The 25,892-nt window shown below is 70.3% G+C and carries 21 protein-coding genes; 9 read left to right on the plus strand and 12 right to left on the minus strand.

Annotated elements, in window-relative coordinates; translation table 11 throughout:
- Window positions 1–216: 216 nt before the first annotated feature.
- Window positions 217–810 (plus strand): Uma2 family endonuclease, encoded by a 594-nt coding sequence (locus tag ABZ374_RS29370; protein WP_360316458.1) that lies wholly within the window; start codon window positions 217–219, stop codon window positions 808–810.
- An 82-nt stretch (window positions 811–892) separates the two neighbouring features.
- On the opposite strand, the gene ABZ374_RS29375 is transcribed toward ABZ374_RS29370, so the two are convergent.
- Window positions 893–2,617: a D-aminoacylase gene (locus ABZ374_RS29375; protein ID WP_360316460.1), complete on the minus strand. Its 1,725-nt coding sequence runs from the start codon at window positions 2,615–2,617 to the stop codon at window positions 893–895.
- A gap of 512 nt (window positions 2,618–3,129) precedes the next feature.
- On the opposite strand from ABZ374_RS29375, the gene ABZ374_RS29380 reads away from it, so the two are divergent.
- A complete protein-coding gene (locus tag ABZ374_RS29380) occupies window positions 3,130–3,366 on the plus strand; it encodes an SUKH-4 family immunity protein (RefSeq protein WP_360316462.1) in 237 nt (78 codons plus the stop codon).
- 33 nt (window positions 3,367–3,399) lie between these two features.
- Here the strand turns inward: ABZ374_RS29380 and ABZ374_RS29385 are convergent, their stop codons facing one another.
- Both ABZ374_RS29385 and ABZ374_RS29390 read right to left on the minus strand, forming a co-directional pair.
- The gene (locus tag ABZ374_RS29385; RefSeq protein WP_360316464.1) at window positions 3,400–4,188 is read right to left on the minus strand and encodes a glucose 1-dehydrogenase; all 789 of its coding nucleotides are present in this window, start codon (window positions 4,186–4,188) and stop codon (window positions 3,400–3,402) included.
- 183 nt (window positions 4,189–4,371) lie between these two features.
- Entirely contained in the window at window positions 4,372–5,319 is a 948-nt protein-coding gene (locus tag ABZ374_RS29390; RefSeq protein WP_360316466.1) for a TIGR03619 family F420-dependent LLM class oxidoreductase, read from the minus strand.
- Between the two features lie 117 nt (window positions 5,320–5,436).
- Between ABZ374_RS29390 and ABZ374_RS29395 the strand changes: the two genes are divergently transcribed.
- Window positions 5,437–6,276, plus strand: a complete 840-nt coding sequence (locus ABZ374_RS29395) for an enoyl-CoA hydratase/isomerase family protein (RefSeq protein WP_360316468.1) — start codon at window positions 5,437–5,439, stop codon at window positions 6,274–6,276.
- A 268-nt stretch (window positions 6,277–6,544) separates the two neighbouring features.
- Here ABZ374_RS29395 and ABZ374_RS29400 read toward each other — a convergent pair whose 3' ends face one another.
- Complete coding sequence (locus ABZ374_RS29400) at window positions 6,545–8,176, minus strand: FadD3 family acyl-CoA ligase (RefSeq protein ID WP_360316470.1); 1,632 nt, start codon at window positions 8,174–8,176, stop codon at window positions 6,545–6,547.
- Window positions 8,177–8,311: 135 nt separating this feature from the next.
- Between ABZ374_RS29400 and ABZ374_RS29405 the strand changes: the two genes are divergently transcribed.
- Window positions 8,312–9,088 (plus strand): enoyl-CoA hydratase/isomerase family protein, encoded by a 777-nt coding sequence (locus ABZ374_RS29405; RefSeq protein ID WP_360316472.1) that lies wholly within the window; start codon window positions 8,312–8,314, stop codon window positions 9,086–9,088.
- A gap of 93 nt (window positions 9,089–9,181) precedes the next feature.
- Here the strand turns inward: ABZ374_RS29405 and ABZ374_RS29410 are convergent, their stop codons facing one another.
- Both ABZ374_RS29410 and ABZ374_RS29415 read right to left on the minus strand, forming a co-directional pair.
- Window positions 9,182–10,210, minus strand: coding sequence for an acyl-CoA dehydrogenase (locus ABZ374_RS29410; protein WP_360316474.1), 1,029 nt, complete (start codon window positions 10,208–10,210; stop codon window positions 9,182–9,184).
- A gap of 13 nt (window positions 10,211–10,223) precedes the next feature.
- Window positions 10,224–11,366, minus strand: coding sequence for an acyl-CoA dehydrogenase family protein (locus ABZ374_RS29415; protein WP_360316477.1), 1,143 nt, complete (start codon window positions 11,364–11,366; stop codon window positions 10,224–10,226).
- Between the two features lie 190 nt (window positions 11,367–11,556).
- Between ABZ374_RS29415 and ABZ374_RS29420 the strand changes: the two genes are divergently transcribed.
- Window positions 11,557–12,723 (plus strand): acetyl-CoA C-acetyltransferase, encoded by a 1,167-nt coding sequence (locus tag ABZ374_RS29420; protein WP_360316480.1) that lies wholly within the window; start codon window positions 11,557–11,559, stop codon window positions 12,721–12,723.
- A gap of 76 nt (window positions 12,724–12,799) precedes the next feature.
- On the opposite strand, the gene ABZ374_RS29425 is transcribed toward ABZ374_RS29420, so the two are convergent.
- The 5 genes from ABZ374_RS29425 to ABZ374_RS29445 all read right to left on the minus strand — a co-directional run bounded on the left by ABZ374_RS29425 (window position 12,800) and on the right by ABZ374_RS29445 (window position 18,738).
- Window positions 12,800–15,001 (minus strand): MMPL family transporter, encoded by a 2,202-nt coding sequence (locus ABZ374_RS29425; protein WP_360316482.1) that lies wholly within the window; start codon window positions 14,999–15,001, stop codon window positions 12,800–12,802.
- Window positions 15,002–15,212: 211 nt separating this feature from the next.
- Window positions 15,213–16,307, minus strand: coding sequence for a nitronate monooxygenase (locus ABZ374_RS29430; RefSeq protein WP_360316484.1), 1,095 nt, complete (start codon window positions 16,305–16,307; stop codon window positions 15,213–15,215).
- Window positions 16,304–17,077 (minus strand): CoA-transferase, encoded by a 774-nt coding sequence (locus tag ABZ374_RS29435; RefSeq protein ID WP_360316487.1) that lies wholly within the window; start codon window positions 17,075–17,077, stop codon window positions 16,304–16,306. Before ABZ374_RS29435 ends, ABZ374_RS29430 begins: the two co-directional genes overlap by 4 nt.
- A complete protein-coding gene (locus ABZ374_RS29440) occupies window positions 17,074–17,943 on the minus strand; it encodes a CoA-transferase (RefSeq protein WP_360316490.1) in 870 nt (289 codons plus the stop codon). Before ABZ374_RS29440 ends, ABZ374_RS29435 begins: the two co-directional genes overlap by 4 nt.
- 36 nt (window positions 17,944–17,979) lie before the next feature.
- Entirely contained in the window at window positions 17,980–18,738 is a 759-nt protein-coding gene (locus ABZ374_RS29445) for an enoyl-CoA hydratase family protein (protein ID WP_360316492.1), read from the minus strand.
- Window positions 18,739–18,953: 215 nt separating this feature from the next.
- On the opposite strand from ABZ374_RS29445, the gene ABZ374_RS29450 reads away from it, so the two are divergent.
- Window positions 18,954–19,757, plus strand: coding sequence for an SDR family oxidoreductase (locus ABZ374_RS29450; protein WP_360316495.1), 804 nt, complete (start codon window positions 18,954–18,956; stop codon window positions 19,755–19,757).
- A 4-nt stretch (window positions 19,758–19,761) separates the two neighbouring features.
- Entirely contained in the window at window positions 19,762–20,412 is a 651-nt protein-coding gene (locus tag ABZ374_RS29455; RefSeq protein ID WP_360316497.1) for a TetR/AcrR family transcriptional regulator, read from the plus strand.
- Between the two features lie 70 nt (window positions 20,413–20,482).
- Here the strand turns inward: ABZ374_RS29455 and ABZ374_RS29460 are convergent, their stop codons facing one another.
- Window positions 20,483–21,637, minus strand: a complete 1,155-nt coding sequence (locus ABZ374_RS29460) for an acyl-CoA dehydrogenase family protein (RefSeq protein ID WP_360316500.1) — start codon at window positions 21,635–21,637, stop codon at window positions 20,483–20,485.
- 215 nt (window positions 21,638–21,852) lie between these two features.
- Between ABZ374_RS29460 and ABZ374_RS29465 the strand changes: the two genes are divergently transcribed.
- Both ABZ374_RS29465 and ABZ374_RS29470 read left to right on the plus strand, forming a co-directional pair.
- Window positions 21,853–23,370 carry a class I adenylate-forming enzyme family protein gene (locus ABZ374_RS29465; protein ID WP_360316502.1) on the plus strand — a complete coding sequence of 506 codons (1,518 nt, stop codon included), beginning with the start codon at window positions 21,853–21,855 and terminating at the stop codon, window positions 23,368–23,370.
- Window positions 23,371–23,580: 210 nt separating this feature from the next.
- A complete protein-coding gene (locus tag ABZ374_RS29470; RefSeq protein WP_360316513.1) occupies window positions 23,581–25,776 on the plus strand; it encodes an acetate--CoA ligase family protein in 2,196 nt (731 codons plus the stop codon).
- The last annotated feature ends 116 nt before the right edge of the window (window positions 25,777–25,892 follow it).

A 25,892-nucleotide genomic window follows, 5' to 3' on the forward strand; every position in this document is an offset into this window, starting at 1 on the left:
CGGTTGCCGCTACGGCGATGAGCCGGTCACCCGGGCCGGTGCCCACCCGACGACCTCGGCGTTCATGCCCTGTACCGACAGGTCGGCACTGTGCCGTTCGGGTGATCTTGTCGCGACTCGATCGTTGGAGGGTTCGGACCGGAAAGGGCCGTGCCGGTGGTCGTGGAGAGTGTCACAATCGGGGCAGGTCGGGGCGACACGAAGGCGGTGCTACGAATGGCGGCTCTCCCCGCGCAGTCGCACGTCCAGCCCTGGACTGTGGACGAATGGATCGCACTCAACGAGGCATCACCGGACGGCAGCCGATACGAGCTTGTCGACGGGAGCGTGCTGATGAGCCCGCCGCCATCCATGCAGCACCAGTTCGCGGGTGACCAACTCAGGATGTTCCTGCACGCCGCGGCACCGCCCGACCTCGTCGCGGTCACCGCGTCCGGCATCCCGATGGGGAATCAAACCGGCCTGATCCCGGACGTGCTCGTCGTCGATCGTTGCGCTCTCGCGGACGGGGTCAAGATGCCCGATCCGTCGCAGGTCCACCTGGTCGTCGAAATCGTCTCGCCGTCGACGACCACGACCGACCGCACGCTGAAGCCCGCCAAGTACGCCGCTGCCGGCATCCTGCACTTTTGGCGCCTGGAGACGGCACGGTTTCGCGGACTCGGTCTCGATCGACTCCCGGTGCTGTTCGTCTACACGCTCGACGCCGAAGGCGAGTACCAACTGACCCGTCGCCTCGCGGCGGGCATCACCACTCGAATCCAGGAACCCTTCCCGCTCGAACTGGACCCCGCCGACCTCGTCGCGTAGACCGCCCTCGCGCGCTTCGCCGCCGGACATGGGGCGGCGGCGTACGGGAGGACCCCCGTACGCCGCCGAGTCTCGTGGTGGGTCAGACCGAGACGGTGACCGTGTCCTTGCCGGAGCGCAGCAGCGTGCCGTTGGCGGCGCCCGTGGTCTGTCCGTCGCGGATGGTCTCCACGCCGTTGACCCGGACGCTGACCACGCCGGTGGACTCGCTCGTCAGGCGGGCGCTGTCACCGGGCATGTCGTGCATCAGCCGGGCCGGGCCGGAGCCGACGGTGGCCGGGTCGAACAGGACCAGGTCGGCGTGGAAGCCCTCGGCGATCCGGCCGCGGTCGACCAGGCCGAACAGCTCGGCGGGCTCGGTGGTGAGCATCTGCACGGCGCGCTCCAGGGAGACCAGCTTGCGGCCGCGGAGCATGTCGCCGAGGAAGCGGGTGGTGTAGGTCGCGCCGCACATCCGGTCCAGGTGTGCGCCGGCGTCGGAGCCGCCCAGGATCACGTGCTCGTTGTCCCAGACCTGCTGGCGCAGGTCCCACGAAGCCTGGTCGTTGTCGGTCGGCATCGGCCACAGGATCGTGCGCAGATCGTCGTTGATGCAGATCTCCAGGAGCGTCCAGAAGTCGTCCTGGCCGCGCTCCTTGGCGATGTCCGCGACGATGCGGCCGGACAGGCCCTCGTTCGCCTCGGAGTAGGTGTCGCCGATGACGTAGCGGCCGAAGTCCGCGAGCCGACGGAACACGCCCGCCTCGGGGCTGTCCGCGTTGCGCAGCATCTCCGCGCGCACCTCGGGGTCGCGCAGCTTCGCGATCCGCTCGGGGACCGGCAGCGACAGGATCGGGCCCCAGCCCGGCATCAGGTTGAGCGCGCAGTAGTTCAGGAACGACATGTTCATCGGGACCAGGACCGGCATGGTCAGGATCACGATCCGACCGCCCGCCTCCTTGGCCTTCTCCGACGCGTAGATCTGCCGCGGCGCACGATCGGGCGCCGCGGCGTCGACCGTGAGCACGTTCCAGTTCATCGGCCGGCCAGCCGTGGTGGTCATCTTGACCAGCAGGTCGATCTCCTCGTCGGAGAACTGGTCCAGACAGCCGGCGACGATGACCTCCAACTGGGTGCCCTCGTGCTTGCCGACCTCCTCGCACAGCGCGAGGATCTCGGCCGGCGTCGCGGCCCGCGACGGCACCGGGTTCCCGTCGCCGTCGGTGTGGTTGGACTGGCCGGTGGAGAAGCCGAGCGCGCCGGCGTCCATCGCCTTGCCCAGTTCGGTCACCATCGCCGCGACCTGCTCGGGCGTGGCCTCCTTGCCGACCGAGTCGGCGCCCATCACGTAGCGGCGGATCGCGCAGTGCCCGGCCATGAAGCCGGCGTTCACCGCGATCCGGCCCTCCAGCTTGTCCAGGTACTGGGCGAACGTCTCCCAGCTCCAGTCCACGCCGTTCTCCAGCGCGGGCAGCGCCATGCCCTCGACCTTGGCCATCATCCGCCGGGTGTAGTCGGCGTCCTCGGCCTTGAGCGGCGCGAGCGTGAAGCCGCAGTTGCCGCCGATGATCGTGGTCACGCCGTGGTTGACCGAGGGCGTGGCGTACGGGTCCCAGTGCAGTTGGGCGTCGTAGTGGGTGTGCGGGTCGACGAACCCGGGAGCCAGGATCAGCCCCTCGGCGTTCTCGGTGCTCGCGGCCTCTTCGGTTATGCCGCCGGCGGGGGTGACCGCGACGATCCGTCCGTCCCTGATGCCCACGTCACCCAGGAAGGACGGCGCGCCCGTCCCGTCGACGACGGTGGCTCCGGTGATGACGTGATCCAGCATGGCGAAGCTCCTTCTGCCCTCGGTGTTGCCCGCGAACGCAGCCGTCGCATGCCTGCGCATACCCGACCCCGCCCACCCACGAAACTGATGGTACGTCAGATGTACCAGGTCGCCAGGGGTCGACACGGGATGAGACGGGGCTCACCCGAGTCATGCCGTACGGGCATATCGAGGGGTGGCGTCGAGGCGGCAAACGACCCCGCCGCCTCACGACCGACCACCCCGACTCGAAGCACCGGCTGGATCTCGGCGCTACCCGCCCTTGCGGCCGGCGCCGGCCTTCCCGCAGCTCTTCGCGACGACGCGCTCTTGTTGCTGTCGGCTCAGTCGGACGCGATGGATGCCGCACTTGCCGCAGCCGCACGAGCGGGCGATGCGGACGCCGACGCCATACGGCGGACCCTGATCCGGGGTAGGGCTCGCGTCCCGGTCGACGCTCCCCCGACCGAGCTTCCGGCGCGGCTCCATCTGGATAGTGTCGGGCGAGAACTCACGGTCCCGTCACCGGCCGCGTGTACGACGACGAAAACCCCGGCATCGTCGACACCGACCTCGCCGCCTTCGCCGAATTCCTCCTGCGCGTCGTGGAAACCGACGATCGACGCTCCACCGAGGAACCCGGCCGGACCGAAGCCGGCAAGGAATTACGGGCCTACCTTGCCGCGCTCGACCCGGCCCCGTTTGCCGACGACGCATCCTCGTTCCGGGATGACCTGCTCCACGACTTCACCGAAGGCGTCCGGCCCTGACCCGAACCGGCGCCGAGCGCTTGGCGGCCGCTTTCAGAAGAGCTTCACGCCGGCCATCCAGCCGCCGTCGACGACGATGTGGGTGCCGGTCATGTACGAGCTGTCGGCGCTCGTCAGGAACAGCGCGGCGGTGGCGATCTCGTCCGGCTCGCCGATTCGGGCCAGAGGTATGCCGCCGAAGACCTCGCTCACCGGGTCCGGCTCGCCCGGCGCCGGGGTCGGTGCGGTCAGGCCGTCGATGTCGGCCGGGTTGGTCATCGGCGTCCGGACGCCGCCCGGGCAGATCGCGTTCACCCGGATCCCCGGTCCGGCCTCCAGGGCGGCCACGCGGGTCATCGCGAGCACCGCGCCCTTGGTGGAGGCGTACGCGACCAGGCCCTCCATGCCGGCCAGTCCCGCGTAGGACGCGATGTTCACGATGGTTCCCGGTCCGCCCGCCGCGCGGAGCGCGGGCAGTGCGGTCTTCATGCCCAGGAACGTGCCGAGCTGGTTCACCTCGACGATCCGCAGGTATGCCGCCCGGGACATCTCCTCGATCGGGTCGAAGGCCAGGATCCCGGCGTTGTTGACCAGACCGTCGAGGCTGCCGAAGGCGTCGACGGCGGTGTGTACCGCGCGCTGCCAGTCGTCCTCGTTCGACACGTCCAAGTGCACGTAGCGGGCCGCGTCGCCGATCTCCTTCGCCGCCGCCTCGCCCGCCTCGTCCAGGATGTCGGCGAGGACGACCCGCGCCCCCTCGGCCGCGAACAGGCGGGCCTCCACGACTCCCTGGCCACGTGCCGCGCCGGTGATCAGGACCACCCTGCCGTCCAGCTTGCCCATGCGAACTTCCCTTCTCGGAACGGAGACTGATGAAGCGTCAGAGCGTCGTGCGGTCGGGCGCGTGGTGCGCGGGGGGCGGTGCGTGTCGGCGCGTGGCGCGTCGTGTGCGGATCCGGGTGCGCGAGCCCCGCAGGCCCGGGGTGCGGGCGGTCCGGGGTGCGCAGGCCGGGGTGAGCGTTGCGGTCAGGACAGGTTCGGGGCCACCTCGGCGGCGAACAGGGCGATCTGGTCCAGCAGTTCGGCCAGGTCGCGGCTGCGGAAGCGGACCTGGATCTGGTTCGCGCCCTGCTCGCCGTACCAGCGCAGCGACTCGGCCAGCTTGTCCGGGCTGCCGGTGAGGGTGTTGGCGCCGACGTCCCAGCCGGCCTCGCCGACGTAGAGCAGCTCGGTGATCGCGCCGATGTCCAGCCGCTCGTCGGCGCGGCCGACCTCCTCCTGGTAGCGGCGCAGCTCGGCGAGCTGGTCGGGGTAGGTCGCGCGCGGGCTGCCCTGCGGCAGCCAGCCGTCGCCGTACCTGGCCACCCGCTTGAGCGCCGCGCCCGCCGAGCCGCCGATCCAGATCGGCGGACGGGGGGTCTGCACCGGACGCGGCAGGGCGCCCATGTCCTGCACCTGCCAGCGCTCGCCCGCGAAGGTCACGTATTCGTCCCGCAGTGCGAGGTCGAGCAGTTCCAACGCCTCGTTGAGCGCCTTGCCCCGGGTCTTGAAGTCCACCCCGAGCATCTCGAACTCGGCCTCGACGTGTCCCGCGCCCGCGCCGACGATCGCCCGGCCCTTGGAGATCCGGTCCAGCGTCGCGAACGCCTTGGCCGACATCATCGGGTGCCGGTAGGCGAGAACCGACACGTGACTGATCAGTCGGATCCGCTCGGTGATGCCCGCGAGCCAGCCGAGGGTGGTCATCGTGTCCCACCACTCGGTGCCCATCGCGCCGGCGTGGCTGCGCGGGATCGCGGTGTGGTCGCAGACCGCGATGTAGGCGAAGCCGGCCCGGTCGCAGGCTTGCGCGATCGCGGCCAGTTCGTCCGGTCCCGAGGTCTCCTCCCATGCCTCCGCGTACAGCTTGCTCTGCGACTGGATGGGCAGCTGCATGCCGACGTGCAGGGTGCCCGGGGGCAGGATCGCGGCCATGGAAGTGCCTCCGAGGGATCGAGGGGGATCGTTGGACTGTGGCGAACGCGTGTCACATACTCCGATCTAACGGGTCGTCAGACAAGGCCGAAGTACCGCTCCTGGAGGAACCGGACCGTGATCAACACCACCGACCCAAGCATCGACGAGGCCGAGGTGCGGATGCGACTGGAGGTCGAGGAGGCCACCGGAATCGCGGTGCTGACGCTGTGTCGACCGGACAAGTTGAACGCGTGGAGCTGGGAGGCCACCCGGCAATTGGGCATCATGGCCGACCGGATCCGCTTCGACGAGCGGGTCCGGGTGGTGCTGTTGCGGGCCGAGGGACGGGCGTTCTGCGCGGGCATCGACGTGACCGCGCCCGGCGGCGCGATCACCGGGCGCTCGGGCGCCGAGCGCACCCGCAACTACTACGAGGGGCTGCGCTGGGTACACGAGCGCTTTCGCACCTTCGCCCGGCTGCCGCAGCCGGTGATCGCCGCCGTGCAGGGCTACTGCCTGGGCTTCGGCTTCGAGCTCGCGCTGATGGCGGACATCCGGATCGCGGCCGACGACGCAAGGTTCGCGCTGCCCGAGGCGCAGATCGGCGTCGCGGTGGACGCGGGCGGCGACATCCGGATCGCCCGGGAGGCGGGCGCGGGCTGGGCCAAGCTGCTGTCGCTGACCGGCCGCCGGATCGACGCGGCCCTGGCCGAGCGCCTGAACCTGGTCCAGGAGGTGGTGCCCGTGGCCGACCTGGACCGCGCCGCCCGCGCCCTGGCCGAGGAAATCGCCGCCAACGCCCCCCTGGCCGTCCAGGGCATCAAACGCAGCATCGACACCTTCGCCGACGCCAACCTCGACGCGGCCCTGGGCCTGACCGCAATGTCCGCAGCCCTGACCCTGGTCTCCGAAGACTCGACAGCCGGCTACGCAGCCAAAGCGGCCCGCAAACCGGCCCACTTCGAGGGCAAGTAACACCCGCCCCACCTTCGAGTCCACCCCAGCCGACCCAACCCCCAAACGCCGGCCGAACCAATCCAGCCCGGCCGGCGTTTGAGGCCAAACAGCCCCGCCGGCGTTTGAGGCGAACCAGCCCGGCCGGCGTTTGAGGCCACCCCAGCCAACCCAACACGCAACGCCGGCCGAACCAATCCAGCCCGGCCGGCGTTTGAGGCCAAACAGCCCCGCCGGCGTTTGAGGCGAACCAGCCCGGCCCGCGCATGAGGCCAACCCCGGCCCCGCGTCAGCGACGCGCCGCCTCCTCCGCAGCCCTCGCCCGAAGCTCGAACTTCAGCACCTTCCCGCCCGGATTCCGCGGCAACTCGCTGACGAACTCCACCGCCCGAGGCACCTTGTAGTTCGCCATCTCCTGCCGGCAGAACGCGATGACCTCCTCGGCCGTGACCTCCGCCCCCGGCCGCAACAGCAGGTACGCCTTGCCCACCTCGCCCATCCGCGCGTCCGGCACACCGACCACCGCGGCCTCCGAGATCGCCGGGTGCCCCGCAAGTACCGACTCGATCTCCGCCGGGTAGGCGTTGAAGCCGCCGACGATGAACATGTCCTTGATCCGGTCGGTGATCCGCAGGTTGCCCTGCTCGTCCAACACGCCCACGTCGCCCGTGTGCAGCCAGCCCTCGGCGTCGATCGCCTTGGCGGTCTCCTCCGGGTCCTCGAAGTAGCCCTTCATCACGTTGTAACCACGCACCCACACCTCGCCGGACTCGCCGACCGGCGTCGGCTTGCCGTCCGCGTCCGTGGTGATCACCTCGACGCCGGGAATGGCCCGCCCCGAGGTGGACGAGATCACCTCGGCCGAGTCGCCCTGCCGGCACATGGTGGCCGTGCCACACGACTCGGTCAGCCCGTACGCGGTGAGCACCGAGTCGAAGCCCAGTTCCTGCGCCATCCGGGTGACCAGGGACAACGGCACCGCCGCCGCGCCGGTGACCGCGAGCCGCAGCGAGGACAGGTCGTACTTGCCGGCCCCCTCGCGCGCCACCGCGTCCAGGAGCGAGGTGTAGATCGTCGGCGCGCCCGGCAGCACGGTGACCCTCTCCTGCTGGATCACCGCCAACGTGGCGTCGGTGTCGAAGACCGCCTGCGGAATCATCGTGGCGCCCTTGATCAGGCTCGCGATGATCCCCGCCTTGTACCCGAAGGTATGGAAGAACGGGCTGACGATCAGGTACCTGTCGCCCTCGACGACCCCGACCACCGACGCCCACGTGTCGAACACGCGCAACGTCTGCGCCTGGGTGGTCATCACGCCCTTGGGCTGCCCGGTGGTTCCGGAGGTGAAGATGATGTCGCCGATGTCGTCGGGGGTGACGCTCGCCTTGCGGGCGTCCACCTCGGCGGCGCCGATCCGGTCGCCGCCGGCCAGGAAGTCCGCCCACCCGATGCAGTCGTCCGGCGCGGTGTCGGCCAGCACGACCACCCGTTCCAGCTCGGGCAGGTCCGCGAACGCCCGGCCCTCCGCCGCCCCGCCGGCCGCCTGGCGCAGCATGCCGACGTAGGACGAGCCGAGGAACGTGCCCGAGACGAACAGCAGCTTGGCGTGCGTCCTGGCCAGTACGTACTTGGCCTCGGCGCCCTTGTACCGGGTGTTCATCGGCACCACGACCGCGCCCGCGGTCAGCGCGCCGAGCGCGGACACGATCCAGTCCAGCGAGTTCGGCGCCCAGATGCCGACCCGGTCGCCCTTGTGCACGCCCGCCGCGATGACCGCGGCGGCGGCACGCCGTACGCGGTCCCGCAGTTCCGCGTAATCGACCCGTACATTGCCGTCCACCACGGCCTCACGGTCACCGAAGCGGTCCGCCGCGCTGTCGACGAGGGCAGGGATGCTCCCCCACTCAAGGTCCCCTTGCATGATCGCTCCCGGAGAGGCCAGAGGTTGATTGAACCTGACGGTACGTCAGATCATGGCGGCGTGGGAAGCGGCATCACGGCGATCGAGACGCAGACCACCGCGACGCGGTGGTCACCGATGATTGAGGGCTGAGGCATGCGCAAGTTCGAGACGCTGGGCTACGAGCAGGAGAACGGCGTCGCGTGGGTGACGTTGAACCGCCCGAACCGGCACAACGCGTTCGACATCACCATGATCGACGAACTGCACTCGCTGTGGCGTGAGCTGCGGCACGACGACGATGTGCGGTGTGTGGTGCTCACCGGCGCTGGCGACAAGGCGTTCTGTACCGGCATCGATCGGGGTGTGGACATCCCGCAGCCGTCGTCGCCGTACATGATGGACGACCCGATGCTCAAGGTGGGACCGAAGTTCTCCGACCTGTGGAAGCCGGTCATCGTCGCGGTGAACGGGATGGCCTGCGGCGGCGCGTTCTACCTGCTGGGCGAGTGCGAATTCGTGATCGCGGCGGAGGAGGCGACCTTCTTCGACCCGCACACCACGTACGGCATGGTGTCCGGCTTCGAGTCGATGCACCTCGCGCAGCGCATGCCGCTCGGCGAGGTCATGCGGCTCACCCTGCTGGGCAACGCCGAGCGGATGAGCGCCAAGCGCGCCTACGAAACCGGCCTGGTGTCGCAGGTGGTGCCCGCCGCCGACCTCCTGGACACCGCCCGCTGGGCCGCCGAAACCATCGCCTCCTACCCGCCCCACGGCGTCCAGGGCTCGGTGCGCTCCATCTGGGCGGCCCGCGACCTCACCCGCGCCCAGGCCCTGAGCATGGCCCCCCACATGATCGAACTGGGCAACCTCGACTGGTCCGAACAAGCCGGCCTGTTCCAAAACCGCGGCAAGGACTTCCGGGTCCGCTGAGCGCGTGCCGAGAGCCCCGACCCACCGAGGTGGGTCGGGGCTCGGGCGGACGACGGCCGCCCTGTTGCGTCGTCCGGTTCTCGGGGGTGCGGGTCAGAAGGTGGGGGTGGGTGGGGTCGGGGCCTCCCCCAGCAGGTCGGTCGCGACGCGATCGCGGTGTTCGGCGGCATCGCCCCACGCTGTGCCCAGTGCCCAGGCGCGCTTCATGAAGAGCTGGAGGTCGTGCTCCTCGGTGTAGCCGATCGCACCGTGCACCTGGAGGCAGTTGCGCGCCGCCAGGTCGGCCGCCTCGCCCGCGTAGATCTTCGCCATCGACACGTCGCGGTCCGCCGAGGGCAGGTCGCGGGCCAGCGAGTAGGCCGCGCGCAGCACCACCGGGCGGGCGAACTCCAGCTTGATCAGCACGTTGGCCAGGTGGTGCTGGACCGACTGGTGGGTGCCGATCTGCACGCCGCGCTGGACCCGCTGCTTGGCGTAGTCGACCGTCATGTCGAGCATCCGCCGGGTCAGGCCCAGCAGTTGCGCCGCCGCGCCGAGCGCGCCGCGGTTGGCCGCGCGGGCCAGTGCCCGCCGGGCGTCGGAGGCCACCAGGGTCTTGGGCGTCGGCTGGAAACCGACGGTGTAGAGCTTGCGACTGCGGTCGACGGAACGTTGGGCGGTCAGCTCGCAGGCGCTCGGCTCGGTCACGTGCAGTTCGCCGTTGTCCAGCCCGATCACCAGCACGTCGGCGGCGGCGGCCTCGACGGCGAGCCGCCGGCCGGGCAGCAGCACGGACGCGGTGGCCCGACCGGCGGCGATCTCGGCCAACCACCCGGCGTCGGCCGCGAACTCGGCGAGCAGGCCGACCGCGACCGCCGATTCGAGCAGCGGTTCGGGCAACGCGGCGTAGCCGGTCTCAACCAGCACGGCGGCCAATTCCTCGTCGCCCATGCCCAGGCCGTCGTGCTCCTCGGGGACCACGATGCCGGTCACGCCGACCTTGGCGAGATCGGCCCAGCGCGCGGAGATCGCGCTGTCGGCGGCCCACGCGGCGCGTACGTCGGTGCCGGTGCACCGGTCGGCGAGGAAGTCGCGGACCGTGTCGCGGAACAGTTCCTGGTCTTCGGTGTATGCGAGGCGCATCGTCGGAATCCTTCTACTTCGCTCGGGGCAGGCCGAGGATGCGTTCGGCGATCGTGTTGCGCTGGATTTCGTTGGTACCGGCGTAGATCGGCCCGCCGAGCGCGAACAGGAAGCCGTCCAGCCAGCCGCCGTCGCCGTCGTCCAGCTCGCCCGCCTCGCCGAGCAGGCGCAGCGCGGTCGCGTGCAGCTCGACGTCCATCTCGGACCAGAAGACCTTGTTGATCGAGGAGTCCGCGCCGATCGCGCCGCCCGCCTGGAGCTTGGTGACGGTGCCGAAGGTGAACAGCCGGTACGCCTCGGCGTCCATCCAGGCGCGCACCACCGCGTCCCGCTCGGCCGGGCGCGGGTCCTGCTTGTACAGGTCGATCAGCTTGTTCGCGGGCGCCACGAAGCGGCCGGGGCTGCGCAGGTTGAGCCCGCGCTCGCTGCCGGTGGTGGCGATCATGATCTTCCAGCCCTCGTTCACCCCGCCGAGCACGTCGGCGTCCGGTACGAAGACGTCGTCCAGGAAGACCTCGGCGAAGCCCGGCTCCCCGTCGAGCTGCGGGATCGGCCGCACGGTCACGCCGGCGGCGGCCAGGTCGACCATGAAGTAGGTCAGGCCGCGGTGTCGCTGCGCCTCGGGGTCGGTGCGGAACAGGCCGAACAGGCGATGGCCGTAGGTGCCGCGCGAGCTCCAGATCTTCTGCCCGTTCAGCAGCCACCCGCCGCGCTCGTCGTCGCGGTCGGCGCGCGAGCGCACGTTGGCCAGGTCGGAACCGGCCTCCGGCTCGGACCAGCCCTGGACCCAGATCTCCTCGCCGGAGGCCATCTTCGGCAGGTAGCGGTCCTGCTGCTCCTTGCTGCCGAATTCGAAGACGGTCGGCGCGAACAGGAAGATGCCGTTCTGGCTGACCCGGCCCGGGGCGCCCGCGCGGTAGTACTCCTCCTCGAAGATCAGCCATTCGGTCAGGCCGGCCTCACGGCCGCCGTATTCCCTGGGCCAGGAGACGACCGCCCAGCGCGCGTCGAAGAGCTTGCGCTCCCACGCCTGGTGGGCGGTGAAGCCCTCCCGCGTGTCCATCGACGGCAGTGGCTCGGCGGGCACGTTGGCAGCCAGCCACGCGCGCACCTCCCGGCGGAACTCCTGCTCCTGCTCGGTGAATTCGAGATCCACTGGGCGACTCCCTCGACGGGTGTGAGACCGAGGACACACAGGTCGAAACCCGGTCGGACACGGGTAGCATAACTGACGGGTCGTCAGGTTAGCTGTTGCACGCGGTGTGGCGACACCGTAAACGGCGTGCGATCGGACACGCGGGCGGCGAAATCGTCGGTCGAACAATCGAGGACCAAAGGGGGCCCCAGTGGCCGAGGCATACATCGTCGACGCGGTACGCACGCCGGTCGGCCGCAAGAAGGGCAGCCTGGCCGGGGTGCACCCGGCCGACCTGGGGGCCCATGTGATCAAGGCCCTGGTCGAACGCAGCGGGATCGACCCCGACGTGGTCGAGGACGTGGTCTTCGGCGCCGTGGACACCATCGGCCCGCTGGCCGGCGACATCGCCCGCACCGCGTGGCTGGCCGCCGGCTACAGCGAGGCGGTGCCCGGGGTCACCATCGACCGCCAGTGCGGCTCCTCGCAGCAGGCGATCCACTTCGCGGCGCAGGGCGTGATGTCCGGCACGCAGGACGTGGTCGTGGCCGGCGGCGTGCAGAACATGAACCAGATCCCGATCGGATCGGCGATGACCTCCGCCGTGCCGCTCGGCTTCAGCGACCCGTTCTCCGGCTCCAAGGGCTGGGTGGCGCGCTACGGCGACGAGCCGGTCGACCAGTTCTACGGCGCCGAGCTGATCGCGAAGCGCTGGGACATCTCCCGCGAGGAGATGGAGCGCTTCGCGCTCGCGTCGCACGAGCGCGCCCTGCACGCGATCGACAACGGGTGGTTCGAGAAGGAGATCGCGCCGATCGACGTGGACGGCACCGTGGTCTCGGTCGACGAGCCGCCGCGCCGGGGCACCACGCCGGAGAAGATGGCCGAGCTGAAGGTGCTGATGGAGGGCGGCCGGATGACCGCCGCCGTCGCCTCGCAGATCTCCGACGGGGCGGCGGCGCTGCTGATCGTCTCGGAGCGCGCGCTGAAGCAGTACGGTCTGACCCCGCGCGCCCGGATCCACCACATGAGCGTGCGCGGCGCGTCCCCGATCGAGATGCTCTCCGCGCCGATCCCGGCCACCGAGTACGCGTTCGCCAAGTCCGGCCTGGGCATCGACGACATCGACGCGGTCGAGATCAACGAGGCCTTCGCGCCGGTCGTACTGTCCTGGATGAAGGACCTCAAGGCCCCGCACGAGAAGGTCAACCCCAACGGCGGCGCGATCGCCCTGGGCCACCCGCTCGGCGCCACCGGCGCCCGGCTGATGACCACCCTGCTCCACCACCTGGAGCGCACCGGCGGCCGCTACGGCCTCCAGACCATGTGCGAGGGCGGCGGCCAGGCCAACGTCACCATCATCGAACGCCTGGGCTGACCCGGCGGCAGGCGAACGCCCGCAGGGCGCGACCACCGATGGTGGTCGCGCCCTGCGGGTTTCGGGGGGGCTTCGGTCAGAGTTGGCGCTGGTAGACGTGCGGCTCGTAGTCGGTGGGGTGTTGCCGGGCGGCGTGTTGCGGGGCGTGGATGCGGGGGATGCGGCTGGGCCACCAGTTGGCGTTGCCCAGGAGGGTCATCAGCGAGGGCAGGATCACGATCCGGACCACGATCGCGTCGATCAGGACCGCGGCGGCCAGGCCGATGCCCATCTGCTTCATGTCCAGCATGCTCAGCGTGCCGAAGACCACGAAGACCGAGACCATCACGAGCGCCGCGCTGGTGATCACGCCGGCCGAGCCGGTGATGCCCTTCTCGACCGCGGCCTTGGTGGACATGCCCTGCATGGCGGCCTCGCGGATCCGGCTGACCACGAAGACGTGGTAGTCCATCGAGAGGCCGAACAGCACCACGAACAGGAACAGCGGCAGCCAGGAGATGATCGCGCCGCTGGAGTGGAAGTCCAGGATGCCCTCGGCCCAGGTGTGCTGGAAGACCACGACCAGGAAGCCGAAGGCGGCCAGCGCGGAGAGCAGGTTGATCCCGATCGCGGTGAGCGCGACGACCACCGAGCGGAACGTCACCGACATCATCACGAAGGTCAGCAGCAGCACGAAGGCGATCACCAGCGGCAGCTTGTCCTGCACGTGGGCGGCGAAGTCCTTGTTCTCGGCCGTCTCACCGGAGACCGCGAACTCCGCGCCCGCCACCTTGCCGACGGTGTTCGGCAGCACACTCTCGCGCAGTTGCTTCAGCGCCGCCTTGGCCTGCGTCGAGCTGGAGATGTGCGGCGTGGTCACGTCGACCTTGAACGCGCGCCCGTCCTCGGAGACCAACACCTCGACCGGGTCCTGGGTGAACAGCGGGTTGTTCCGGGTCTGGGCGACCGCCCGGTCCAGCGCGGCGCGGGTCTCCTTCTCCTTGCCGACCGGAGCCAGCGCGACCAGGTTGTACGGGCTGTGCTTGCTCGGGTAGGCGTCCGTCATCCGGTCGTAGGTCTGCATCGTGGACATCGAGCGCGGGAAGTCGTCGCTGGAGGTGTTCTGCAGCTTCATGTCGAAGGCCGGCAGGGCCAGCGCGCCCAGCGCGACCACCGACACCGCCAGGGTGATGCCCGGGTGGTTCAGCGCCGGACGCAGCAGCGCCTTCCACACGCGCGGCTCGCGGTCCTCGCGGGCGGTCAGGCGCCACAGCAGCGGGATGCGCGGCCGGTCGATCCGCTTGCCCAACTTGGCCAGCAGCGCGGGCAGCACGGTGAGCGAGCCGATCATGGCGACCGCGACCACGATGATGCCGCCGGTGGCCAGGCTGGAGAAGATCGCGTCGTCGGCGATGTACATGCCGGCCATCGAGACGGCCACCGCGATCGCGGAGACCACCACGGCGTGCCCGGAGGTGGCGGCGGCGATCTCGATCGCGTCGATCCGGTCGCGGCCCTTGGCCCGCTCCTCGCGCTCACGCTTGACGTAGAAGAGCGAGTAGTCGACGCCGACCGCCATGCCCATCATGGTGATCACGCTGGAGACGGTGCCCGAGTCCGGGAAGACCGCGGAGGCCAGGCCGTACAGACCGATCGAGGCACCGACCGCCGAGATGGCCAGCAGCACCGGCACCGCGGCGGCGATCATCGCGCCGAACGCCACCATCAGGATGATCAAGGTGACCGGCAGGCTGAACAGTTCGGCCTGCCCGAGGTCCTTGCCGATCTGGTCCTGGATGCCCTTGCCGATCGACGCGTCGCCGATCTCCTCGACCCGTAGCTCGGGGTGCGCCTTCTGCACGCTCGCCGTCGCCTTGAGCAACGGGTCGATGTGGTCCTGGGCCTTGTCGGCGGATCCCTTCATGGTGAACGGGACCAGCAGCGCCCGGCCGTTCGTGGCCGGGATCGGCGCGGCGACCTCGGCGACCTCGGGCAGCGCCCGCAGCTTGGCGGTGACCTCGCCGGCGACCCGGTCGGCCGCGGCCCGGTCGAGCGTGCCGCTCTTCGCGGTGATCAGCACGTTCTCGCTCGCCGCGCCGTCGAGGCCGTACTGCCGGGAGATCTCGTCGGCCCGACCGGACTGGCCGGTGCCCATGTCCGCGTTCGTGGTCTTCTCGGTGCCCACCATGCCCCCGACGACCAGGCAGATGGCGACGAAGGCGATCCACATGGTGATCGCCCGCCACGGGTGGGTGGCGCTCCATCGTGCGACGCGAACGGTCGCCGGCTGCTTGGTCATTGTCAGGTCCCCTCGTGTTCCACTGCGTGTCCCGCTGACAGTTCGAGTCTGTCGGCGGGGCACGCGCGGAACACTGCGTCGAACCCCCGACCCGGGGTGGGTCCAGACCCACCCCGCGGGTGCGTTCGCACCCCGGGCACGCACGACGCCGGCACCGCCCGGAGGGGGCGATGCCGGCGTTCGCACGCGCGGCGGCGGGGGTCGGCGCGGGTCAGACCCGGGCGGACTCCAGGTCGTGCAGGATGCCACTGGCCTGCTCGGTGATCCGGGTGATCAGTTCGGCGCACGAGGGCAGGTCCTCGATCACGCCGACCACCTGGCCCGAGGCCATCACGCCCAGGTCCGGACGGCCGTCCACCATCGCGGCCTTGAGCAACATCGGGGTGTTGGCCGCCATCAGCACCTGCGGCCAGCTCAGCCCCTGCGACTTCTTCATCGCCAGGCCCTCGCGGGCCATGTCGGTGAGCTTGCTGCCGCTGAGCTTTCGGAACCTCATCGCGTTGGCGATCGAGCGCGGATAGCGGGCGATCGCCGAGCGCTGTTCGAGCCGCTTGACGAAGTCGGTGGCCAGCACCCGGTGCGGGACGCCGTCGACCTCCTTGGACACGATCGTGCCGTTGACGTCGGTGGCCAGGTAGACGTCCTTGACCGCCTGGCCCACCGGGCTGTCCGAGGTGAGCAGGAAGCGGGTGCCCATCGCGATCGCGTCCGCGCCGTACGCCAGCGCGGCGACCAGGCCGCGCCCGTCGAAGAAGCCGCCGGCCGCGATCACCGTGACGTCGCTGCCCCGCAGTACGTCGGTCACCTGCGGCAGCAGCAGCGTGGTCGGGATCGAGCCGGTGTGCCCGCCGCCCTCGCCGCCCTGCACGATCACGCCGTCGACGCCCCACTCGGCGACCTTCTGCGCGTGCCGCTTGGCGCCGATCGAGGGCACCACCAGCATGCCCAGGTCGTGCGCGCGCTTGATCAGGTCCTTCTTCGGCGCCTGCGCGAACGAGGCGACCCCGATGCCCTCGCGGCCCATCAGGTCGATCCGCTCGGCCGCGTCCGGCGCGTCCGCGCGCAGGTTGACCGCGAACGCCTTGGTGGTGCTCTTCTTGACCGCCGCGATCGCCGCGACCAGTTCGTCGTAGGTCATCGTGGCCGAGGCCAGGATGCCCAGCCCGCCGGCCTCCGCGGTGGCCGCGACCAGTCGGGGGTAGGACACGTAGCCCATGCCGGTCTGCACGATCGGATACCGGACGCCGAACTTCTCGGTGAACCCGTTGCTCAGCGCGGGGTGCAGCCCGCCCGCACCCGCGCTCACGCCGGCACCTCGCGCAGCCGCATGCCGCGCGGGTCGAGCACGTCCCGCACGATCCGCAGTTCCTCGTCCGTGGGCACCCGCGAGGTGGGCACCTCGGCCGGGATCACCAGCTCGAAGCCGGTCGCCTCGACGACCTCCTCGACGGTGACGCCCGGGTGCAGCGAACGCAGCCGCATCACCTTGGCCTCGGTCTCGAAGTCGAGCACGCACAGGTTGGTGACGACCCGGCGCACCTCGTGGAAGCGCCCGGCCGAGCCCACCGCGGCGGCCCGGTCGTAGCCGACGCAGGAGACCATGTCCACCTTCGGCGTGAGCACGCGCGCCGAGTGCTTGGGGATCCAGTAGCTGGTGGTGTGGTTGATCGTGTTGCCCGGACCGCCGCGCGAGCCGAGCACCTGGCGCTTGGGCCTGGCCCAGTCGCCGATCGCGGAGATGTTGGCGTTGCCGTGCGCGTCGATCTGCACCGGGCCCATCATCACGTGCCGCCGCCCGGAGGCGAGCACGTCCAACACCTGGCGGTAGGGGATCCAGCCGACCACGGCGAACTCGTCCGGCTTGGCGCCCAGTCGGGCGTCGCCCTCGAAGAAGTACGACTCGCCGTTGGAGAGCATCAGGTCGGGCTCGAACGTCGCGCGGGCCAGCCGGGCGCCGATCGTGGGCACGGCACCCATCGGGCTGCCGATGATCTCGCCGTCGCCGCGGAAGCAGTCCGCGACGGCGGCGACGCACACGTCGGCCCGGGTGGCCTCGGTCAGGGTCTCGCTGCTCACTTGGCGGTCTCCTTCTTGAACTCCTCGACGGCGGCCTGGTACGCCGCTTCGCTCTCGACCTTGAGGAATCGCTGCTCGAACGCGGCCCACGCCTCGGGGTCGGCGGCGGCGGTGACGTACGCCTTCTGGAACGCCTCGTCGCGGCCGTACTCCGGCGGACACTCGGTGAAGTGCGCGCCGTTGGGCGCCTCGACCACGCCGTGCGTCATGTAGCGGTGCACGGTCAGCGTGTGCACGCAGCCCGCCGCCTTGAGCAGTTCCTCGCTCGGCACGATCCGCTCGGCCGAGACGTACGCCTTCTCGGCCGCGAGGCAGAACAGGTCGTCCATGAACTGGTCCGGGCCGGTCAGCGCGGCGTTGCCCCGCTCGTCGGCGACGTTGGCGTGGATCAGCGCGGCGTCCAGGTTCAGCGCCGGCATCGCCACCAACGTCTCGTCGCCGTACGGCGATTCGATCGTCTTCAGGTGCGGCGAGACCTTGAGGATGTCCGAGCCCAGGCCCGCGCGGGTGGGCAGGAACGGCAACCGCTGGGCGGCGGCGCGCAGACCGGTGAGGAACATGCCCTCGTCGTACTCGACCGCCTCGACCAGGCCGTTCTCGCGCACGTGGCGGAAGTTGGGCTCCAGCGGGATCGAGTCGAGCGAGACGAACGCGTAGACGAGCTTGCTCGCCTTGCCGGCCCGGGCCAGCAGCCCGACGTCGGGGCCGCCGTAGGAGACGACGGTCAGGTTCTTGAGGTCGGATCGCAGGATGGCCCGGACCAGGGCCATCGGCTTGCGCCGCGAACCCCAGCCGCCGATGCCGATGGTCATCCCGTCGGAGAGTTGTGCGACGACCTGATCGGGCGTCATGCGCTTGTCAGCCATGGATGGTTGCTCCGTCTCTACGTCGAGGGGTCGGCGTCACTTCGAGGTGTCCGCGTCGCGACCCTCGGTGAAGGCGTCGCGCAGTTCGTCCGACACGCCGGTCAGGTTCAGTTCGAACGTGAAGCCCTGCTCGTAGCGGTACGAGCGCTTGACGTCGACCGGGTCGATGCCGTTCAGCGACGCCTTCGCGGCGCGGATGACGGTCGGGCTCTTCGCCGCGATGGCCCGAGCCACCTCGAACGCCGTCTCGACCAGCTTGTCCCGGTCCACCAGCTTGTAGATCGAGCCGTACGCGTGGAGTTCGGCCGCAGGGGCGTTCTCCGACGTGTAGACCATCTGTCGCATCCGGTGTTGCGGAACCAGCCGGGCCAGGTGGGTGGCCGCGCCGAGCGCGCCGCGGTCCACCTCGGGCAGGCCGAAGAACGCGTCGTGCGACGCGACGATGATGTCCGCGTTGCCGACCAGACCGATGCCGCCGCCCACGCAGAACCCGTGCACCGCCGCGATGACCGGCACCTCGCAGTCGTACACCGCGGCGAACGCGTCGAAGCAGCCCTTGTTGGCCGCGACCAGCGCGTCGAAGCCCTCGGTGTTCGACATTTCCTTGATGTCCACGCCGGCGTTGAAGCCGCGGCCCTCGGCCCGGAGCACCACGGCCCGGACCTGCGGGTCGCGGCTCGCCTCGCGGAGTCGGTCCGCGAGCTCGAACCAGCCGGCGACGGTGAGCGCGTTGACGGGGGGTGCGTCCAGCACCACCTCGGCGATGCCCTCACGCACCTCGTAACGGATAGCCATGGCAACCAGATCCATTCGGCCGCGTGCGTCGGATCGGCCGGTGACGTCCCAGGTACCGGCGGCTGCGGCCGACGCGGCCGTCCGGTCGTGAGAGGCACATCACCACCCGATCTGACTGATCGTCAGATTTCTGCCACCATAGTTGACCCCGAGCGACCCACGCCAGACGAAGCGAGCGTGGCGCCCACGACACCGCAGCCCGTCAGGAGCAGGCCATGACGTCCTCCCCCAACCCGCTCGACATGAGTGGACGCGTCGTTCTCGTCACCGGTGGCGGCAAGGGGATCGGACGGGGCATCAGCGAGCGTTTCCTGACCGCCGGCGCCGACGTGGTGGTGTGTTCGCGCCGCGAGCCCGAGACGCTGCCCGCCGCCGGCGGACGCACCGCCGTGTACACCTCCGCGGACGTGCGCGACCCCGACACCGCTTTCGCCGCCGTGGAGTTCGTCGAGGAACGCTTCGGTCGGCTGGACGTGCTGGTGAACAACGCGGGCGGCGCGCCGCAGACCGACGCGGCCACCGCGTCGCCGCGGTTCTCCAAGGCGATCATCGAGCTGAATCTGCTCGGTCCGCTGTATTTCGCGCAGGCCGCCCACCGCTTGATGCACCGTCAAGAAACCGGCGGGGTGATCGTGAACATCTCCAGCGTGAGCGGTGTGCGCCCCTCGCCGGGCACCGCGGCCTACGGCGCGGCCAAGGCCGGGATGAACTCGCTGACCCGCTCGCTGGCCGTCGAGTGGGCGCCCAAAATCCGACTCAACTCCGTGATCGTGGGCCTGGTCCGGACCGAACAGGCGCACCTGCACTACGGGGACGAGGCCGGCGTGCAGCGGGTGGCGGACACGATTCCGCTCGGTCGGATGGCCGACCCCTCCGACGTCGCGGACGTATGCCTGTTCCTCGCGTCGCCGATGTCACGGTACGTCAGCGGAGCGGAACTGCTCATGCACGGTGGCGGGGAAATGCCCGCTTTCCTCCGTGCGGCGGACAGCGAGACCGATCATGCGCCCGTAAACTGACGGCATGACAGGACAAGTTCGCACCGTCGACGGCCGCGTCGCCGGGCGACGCGGACAGGCGACGCGGCAAAAGCTGCTCGACTGCCTCCGCGAGATGCTCGACACGTCTCCGTACCGGGACGTCAAGGTCATCGACGTCGCCCGTATGGCAGGCACCTCTCCCGCCACCTTCTACCAGTACTTTCAGGACGTCGAGAGTGCGATCCTGGAGATCGCGAACGACATGGCCAAGGACGGCCAGCGGCTGAAGACTCTCGCCGAGGACCAGAACTGGTCCGGCAAGGGCGGCTTCGCCGCCGCCGAGGCCCTGGCCGACGGATTCCTCGAGTTCTGGCGGGACTACGAGCCGATCCTGCGCGTCGTCGACCTGGCCTCGGCCGAGGGCGACAAGCGCTTCTACAAGGTGCGCCAGAAGATTCTGACGGCGGTCACCGGTTCGCTCACCGAGGCCATCGAGAACATGCAGGCCAAGGGCAAGGTCGGCGACGACGTGCAGCCCAACGCCATGGCGGGCACCCTCGTCGCGATGCTGGCGGCGGTGGCCGGGCACCAGAAGGGCTTCGAATCCTGGAACATCAAGATGAAGGACGTCCGCCCGGCGCTGTCCACGCTGGTGTTCATGGGCGTCACGGGGAAGAAGCCCCCGACCCGGTAGCAACGCGTGTGCGCAGACGCCGGACGGGCCGATACCGGCCCGTCCGGCGTTCGAGGACACGACTGGATCCCTAGATGCCCGCCAACTCCGCGATCCGCTCGCGCTGTGCGCCCCGATCACCGAGCAGGTGCGCGGACGTGATGGCCCGCTTCAGGTAGAGGTGGCAGTCGTACTCCCAGGTGAAGCCGACCCCGCCGTGCAGTTGGATCATCTCCTCGGCGACATGCCGGTACGCGGCGGTCGCCGTCGTCATCGCCAGCGGTGCCATCACCGCCAGTTCGCCGGGCGCCGCGAGTCCGGCCGCCTCCGCCTCGGTGGCCGCCCAGGCCGCGTAGTACAGCGCGGAGCGCGCCGTCTCGACCTCGACGTACAGGTCCGCGCAGCGGTGCTTGATCGCCTGGAACGAACCGATCGGCCGACCGAACTGCACCCGCCCCTTGGTGTACTCCACGGTCGACTCCAGACAGCGCGCCGCACCGCCGACCGCCTCCGCGGCCACCGCGATCTCGGCGAGCGCCAGGACCCGCTCCACGGCCGCGTCCGCGCCGGGCGTACCCAGCAGCCTGGCGGGGGTGTTCGCGAAGGTCAGCCGGGCCTGCTTGCGGGTCTGGTCCAACGTCGGCAGCGCCGTCCGGGTCAGCCCGGCGGCGTCCTTGTCCACGGCGAGCAGCGCGAGGTCGCCATTGACCCGTGCCACCACCACGATCAGATCCGCGATCAAGCCGTCGATCACGTGCGTCTTGACGCCGTCCACGCGCCACCCGTCGCCGTCGGCCCGCGCGGTCGCCTCGACCGCGCGCACGTCCCGGCGCCCCGGCTCGGCCAGCGCGAGCGCGCCGAGCGTCTCACCCGCCGCGATGCCCGGCAGGTACTCGGCCCGCGCGCCCTCGTCGCCCGCGTGCACGAGCGCATACGCCGTCAGCACCGACGACGCCAGGAACGGTGAGGGGAAAAGCGAGCGGCCCATCTCCTCCAGGGCCACGACCAACTCGGTGAAGCCGAAACCGACCCCGCCGTACTCCTCCGGAATCGCGAGACCGGCCAGCCCGGTCTGTTCGCACACGCGCCGCCACACCTTGGCGTCGTAGCCCGTCTCGGTGGCCATCACGGCCCGGACGGCGGGCGAGTCGCTGTGCTTGTCGAACACGTCCCGGAGTGCTCTGCGGATCTCCTGCTGCTCATCGCTGAACTCGACGTCCACGTACCGCAACTCCTTGGCACTCATGTCGTGCGGGTCGGGACGGTTGCCCGGCCCGAGTTCCGGTCGGCCCCATTGACGATCCGGCAGCCCGCGAGCACCAGTATCTGACACACCGTCATACCCTTGGAACATTGCTTTCGTCACACCTCCGAAACGTCGCCTTACCCCGGGCGTGTCGTGTTGTGTGGCATACACCACCCCCACGCCGATACTTCGCGCGCAGGCCGAAGGGACCCGTTGTGACCGTGCTCGCCCAGGTGCTTCGTGAGGCCGCCCGACGCTTTCCCGAGCGGCGGGCCCTCGTGCACGGCGGAAGCGGGTTCACCTACGGCGGGCTGGACGCGCTGACCGACCAGGTCGCCGCCGGGCTGGCCCGGCGCGGTGTCCGGCCCGGCGACCTGGTCGCCCTCGTGCTCCCGTCCGGGCTCGAGTACGTGGTCGCCTACACCGCCCTGGCCCGGCTCGGCGCGATCACCACCGGCGTGGGACCGCGCTACACCCCCACCGAGCGCGCCGCGATCCTGGACCGGGCCGCACCGGATCTGGTGCTGGCCACCGAGGAACTGGCCGAGGGCGTCCCGGCCGGACCCGAAATCCTGCGCTGTGTGCCGGCCGCCGGCGCGCAGGACGTGTGGGCCGAACTCCGCCGCGAGGAGATTCCGCCCGCACCACCGGTGACCGGGGATCAGGACCCGGACCTGCCCGAGACGGTCGTGTTCACCTCGGGCACCACCGGCACCCCGAAGGGCGCCCTGTTCACGTCCCGGCAGATCGCCGCCATCACCGCGATGGACACCGGCGACCGCTGGGGCGAGGGCGGCCCGCAACTGGTCGCCACCGGCCTGCCGCACGTCGGCTTCATGACCAAACTGGCCGGCTACCTCAAGATGGGCGCGACCCTGCACCTGCTCGGCCGCTGGCGGGCCCAGGACGCACTGCGCCTGGTCGCCCGCGAGCAGATCCCCTACCTCGGCGGCGTGGCCGCGCAGGTCTCCCTCCTGCTCGGCCGACCGGAGTTCGACCGCTACGACCTCACCCACGTACGCGGTCTCATCGTCGGCGGCGGGCCGTCCCCCGCCCCCCTCGTGCACGAGGCCCGGACCCGTTTCGGGGCGGGCTACTCGATTCGCTACTCGTCCACCGAGTCCGGGGGGCTGGGTACGCTCACCGCGTTCGACGCCCCCGACTCGGAGGCGCTGCACACGGTCGGCCGCCCCCGGCCGGGCACCGAACTGGAGATCCGCGACCCGCGGACCGGCACCGTCCTGCCGGTCGGCGCGGAGGGGCAGATCTGCCTGCGCTCGCCCGCCGTGATGGCGGGCTACTGGCGCGACCCCGAAGCCGACGCCGCCGCCCTCGACGGCGACGGTCGGCTGCACACCGGCGACCTCGGCCGGATCGACGAGGCCGGCTGCCTGCGGATCACCGGGCGGATGACGGAGATGTACATCCGCGGCGGATACAACGTGTATCCGCAGGAGGTGGAGGCGGTGTTGCTCGACCATCCCGACGTGGCCTCGGTCGCGGTCGTCCCCCGACCCAGTCGGGTGATGGGCGAGATCGGCGTCGCGGTCGTGGTGTCACGTGCCGCATCCGAGCCATCACTGGCCGCATTGCGTGAGTTCGCGGCCTCGCGGTTGTCCGCGCACAAACTTCCCGAGGCGATCCGGATCGTGCCTGAGCTACCGCTCACCGGGATGGACAAAGTGGACCGCAGATCCTTGACCGAACGTGAGAAGTCCTTCGGGGACATTTAGTAACCGCGCGATGACCAGCAGATATCAGCAACATGTTTGACCAAGTCAGCAAATGTCCAGGTGATCGGACAGATGCGTCGGGACCGGGCCGGTGAGACAGTGGACAGCCCTGACGTCCCATCAGCAAGCTAACTGACTAACCGTCAGCTCGATTCCAGTGTCGATCGGATCTGGCGGCGACGAAAGATCGAAAAAGGGACGGGCGCGATGATGCTTCACGACAGCAGAGGACACCACTTCCCGGGGCACACTCGAACCAGCGTCACCGTGAACGCGGATCCGTCGGCCGAACTCGACGTGACCGGCCGACCACTCGCGCTCCGCCCCGCCGACCTGGACCGCTTCTTCCGACCTCGCACGGTGGCCGTGATCGGCGCCTCGGACACCGAGGGCCGACCCGGCGCACGGATCACCGCGCAACTGATCGCGTGGGCCGATCGAGTGGGCGCGCGGTTGTTCCCGGTCAACCCCAAACACGAGCGAATCGCCGGCCGACCGTGCCACGCGGACATCTCGGCGGTCCCCGAGCCGGTCGACCTGGCCGTTGTCCTGGTCGGCGACCCGGCCGAGGTATTGGAGCAACTCGCGGGCGCCGGCGTCGGTTTCGCGGTCGTGTTCGCGGCCGGCTTCGCCGAGGCGGGGGCCGCCGGAGCCGAGGCCCAGGCCCGGCTCGCCCAGCTCACCTCGGGCGGCTCGTTGCGCCTGCTCGGGCCGAACACCAACCTCAACGCGTTCGAGGAGTTCCGCACCGACCTCGAAGGCCCCGCGATCGCGCTGATCACCCAGAGCGGGCACCAGGGCCGTCCGGTCTTCGCCGCCCAGGAGATCGGCATCCGGGTGTCCCACTGGGCCCCGGTCGGCAACGAGGCGGACCTGGAAATCGCGGACTTCGTCCGACACTTCTCCGATCAGGAGGAGGTCGGCGTGATCGCCGCCTACGTCGAGGGGTTCAAGGACGGCCGGACCTTCGCGCTGGCGGCCGACCACGCGGCCCGGCAGGGCGTACCGGTGGTCGTGGTCAAGGTGGGACGGACCGAGACCGGGGCCCGGATGGCCCAGTCGCACACCGGCAAGCTGACCGGCGGCGACCGCACCGCGTCGGCGGTGTTCCGCCAGTACGGGGTCACCCGGGTCGACGGCCTCGACGAACTGATCGACACGTCCCAGTTGTTCGCGCGCACCGGGACCCCGCTCGCGCAGGGGGTCTGCGTCTACTCGATCTCCGGCGGCACCGGCGCGCACATGGCCGACCTCGCCGCCGCCGAGGGCCTGACGGTGCCGCCGCTCGACCGGTCCACCCAGGAGAAGCTGCACACCTGGATACCGCCCTACCTGACCGTGTCCAACCCCGTGGACAACGGCGGCCACCCGGCCGGGGACGAGCGGGGCCGCAAGATCATCGACGCGATCCTGGCCGATCCCGCGATCGGGGTGCTGGTGTGTCCGATCACCGGCGCGTTCCCGCCGATGAGCGACCGGCTCGCGCAGGACCTGGTGGACGCGGCGGAGGCGACCGACAAGGTGGTCTGCGTGGTCTGGGGCTCGCCGGTGGGCGACGAAAGCGCCTATCGCGAGATCCTGCTCAAGTCGAACAAGGTGGTGGTCTTCCGCACGTTCGGCAACTGTGTGCGGGCGCTGCGGGCGTACTTCGACTACCACCGCTTCCGCACCCAGTACTCGTCGCCGTTCGAGGACGTCCCGCGGCTCGCGTCGCCGGCCGCGGCCAAGGCCAAGCGGCTGCTGTCCTCGGGCAAGCCGCTGTCCGAGCACTCGGCGAAGCAGTTGTTGCGCACGTACGGGATCCGGGTGCCGCGCGAGCAACTGGTCACCTCGGCCGCCGCCGCGGTGCGGGCGGCCGGGCTGATCGGCTACCCCGTGGTGATGAAGGCGTGCGGCCCGCAACTGCCGCACAAGAGCGACCTGGGTCTGGTCAAGCTGGGCCTGCGCTCGGCGAGCCAGGTGCGGGACGCGTACCGCGAGATCACCGACGCGGCCAAGGAGGCGGGCGCGGGTCGGCTCGAAGGCGTCCTGGTGTGCCAGCAGGTCGATCGCGGCGTCGAGATGGTGGTCGGCATCTCGCACGACGACCTGTTCGGGCCGACCGTCTCGGTCGGTCTGGGCGGGATCTTCGTCGAGGTCTTCGACGACATCGCGATCGGGGTGCCGCCGTTCGGCGCCTACGAGGTCAAGCGCATGCTCGGCGAACTCCGCGGCCTCAAGTGCCTCCAGGGCATGCGCGGCCAGCCCCCCGCCGACCTGGACGCGCTCGTCGACGTGGTCATGCGGGTACAGCGCATGGCGCTCGAACTGGGCGACGAACTCGCCGAGTTGGACATCAACCCGCTGATGGTGATGCCCCGCGGCGGCGGCACGGTGGCCTTGGACGCGCTCGCCGTGGCCCGGTAGGGCCGAGGGCTCGTGGGGTGGCCTCAAACGCCGGCCGGACCGAAACCGGGCCCGGCCGGCGTTTGAGGCTCGGTGAAGACCATCGAGATCCGCCGGACCGGCCGCGAGGGCCTGAT

This window comes from Embleya sp. NPDC005971 (assembly GCF_040629175.1).
Taxonomy (GTDB): domain Bacteria; phylum Actinomycetota; class Actinomycetes; order Streptomycetales; family Streptomycetaceae; genus Embleya.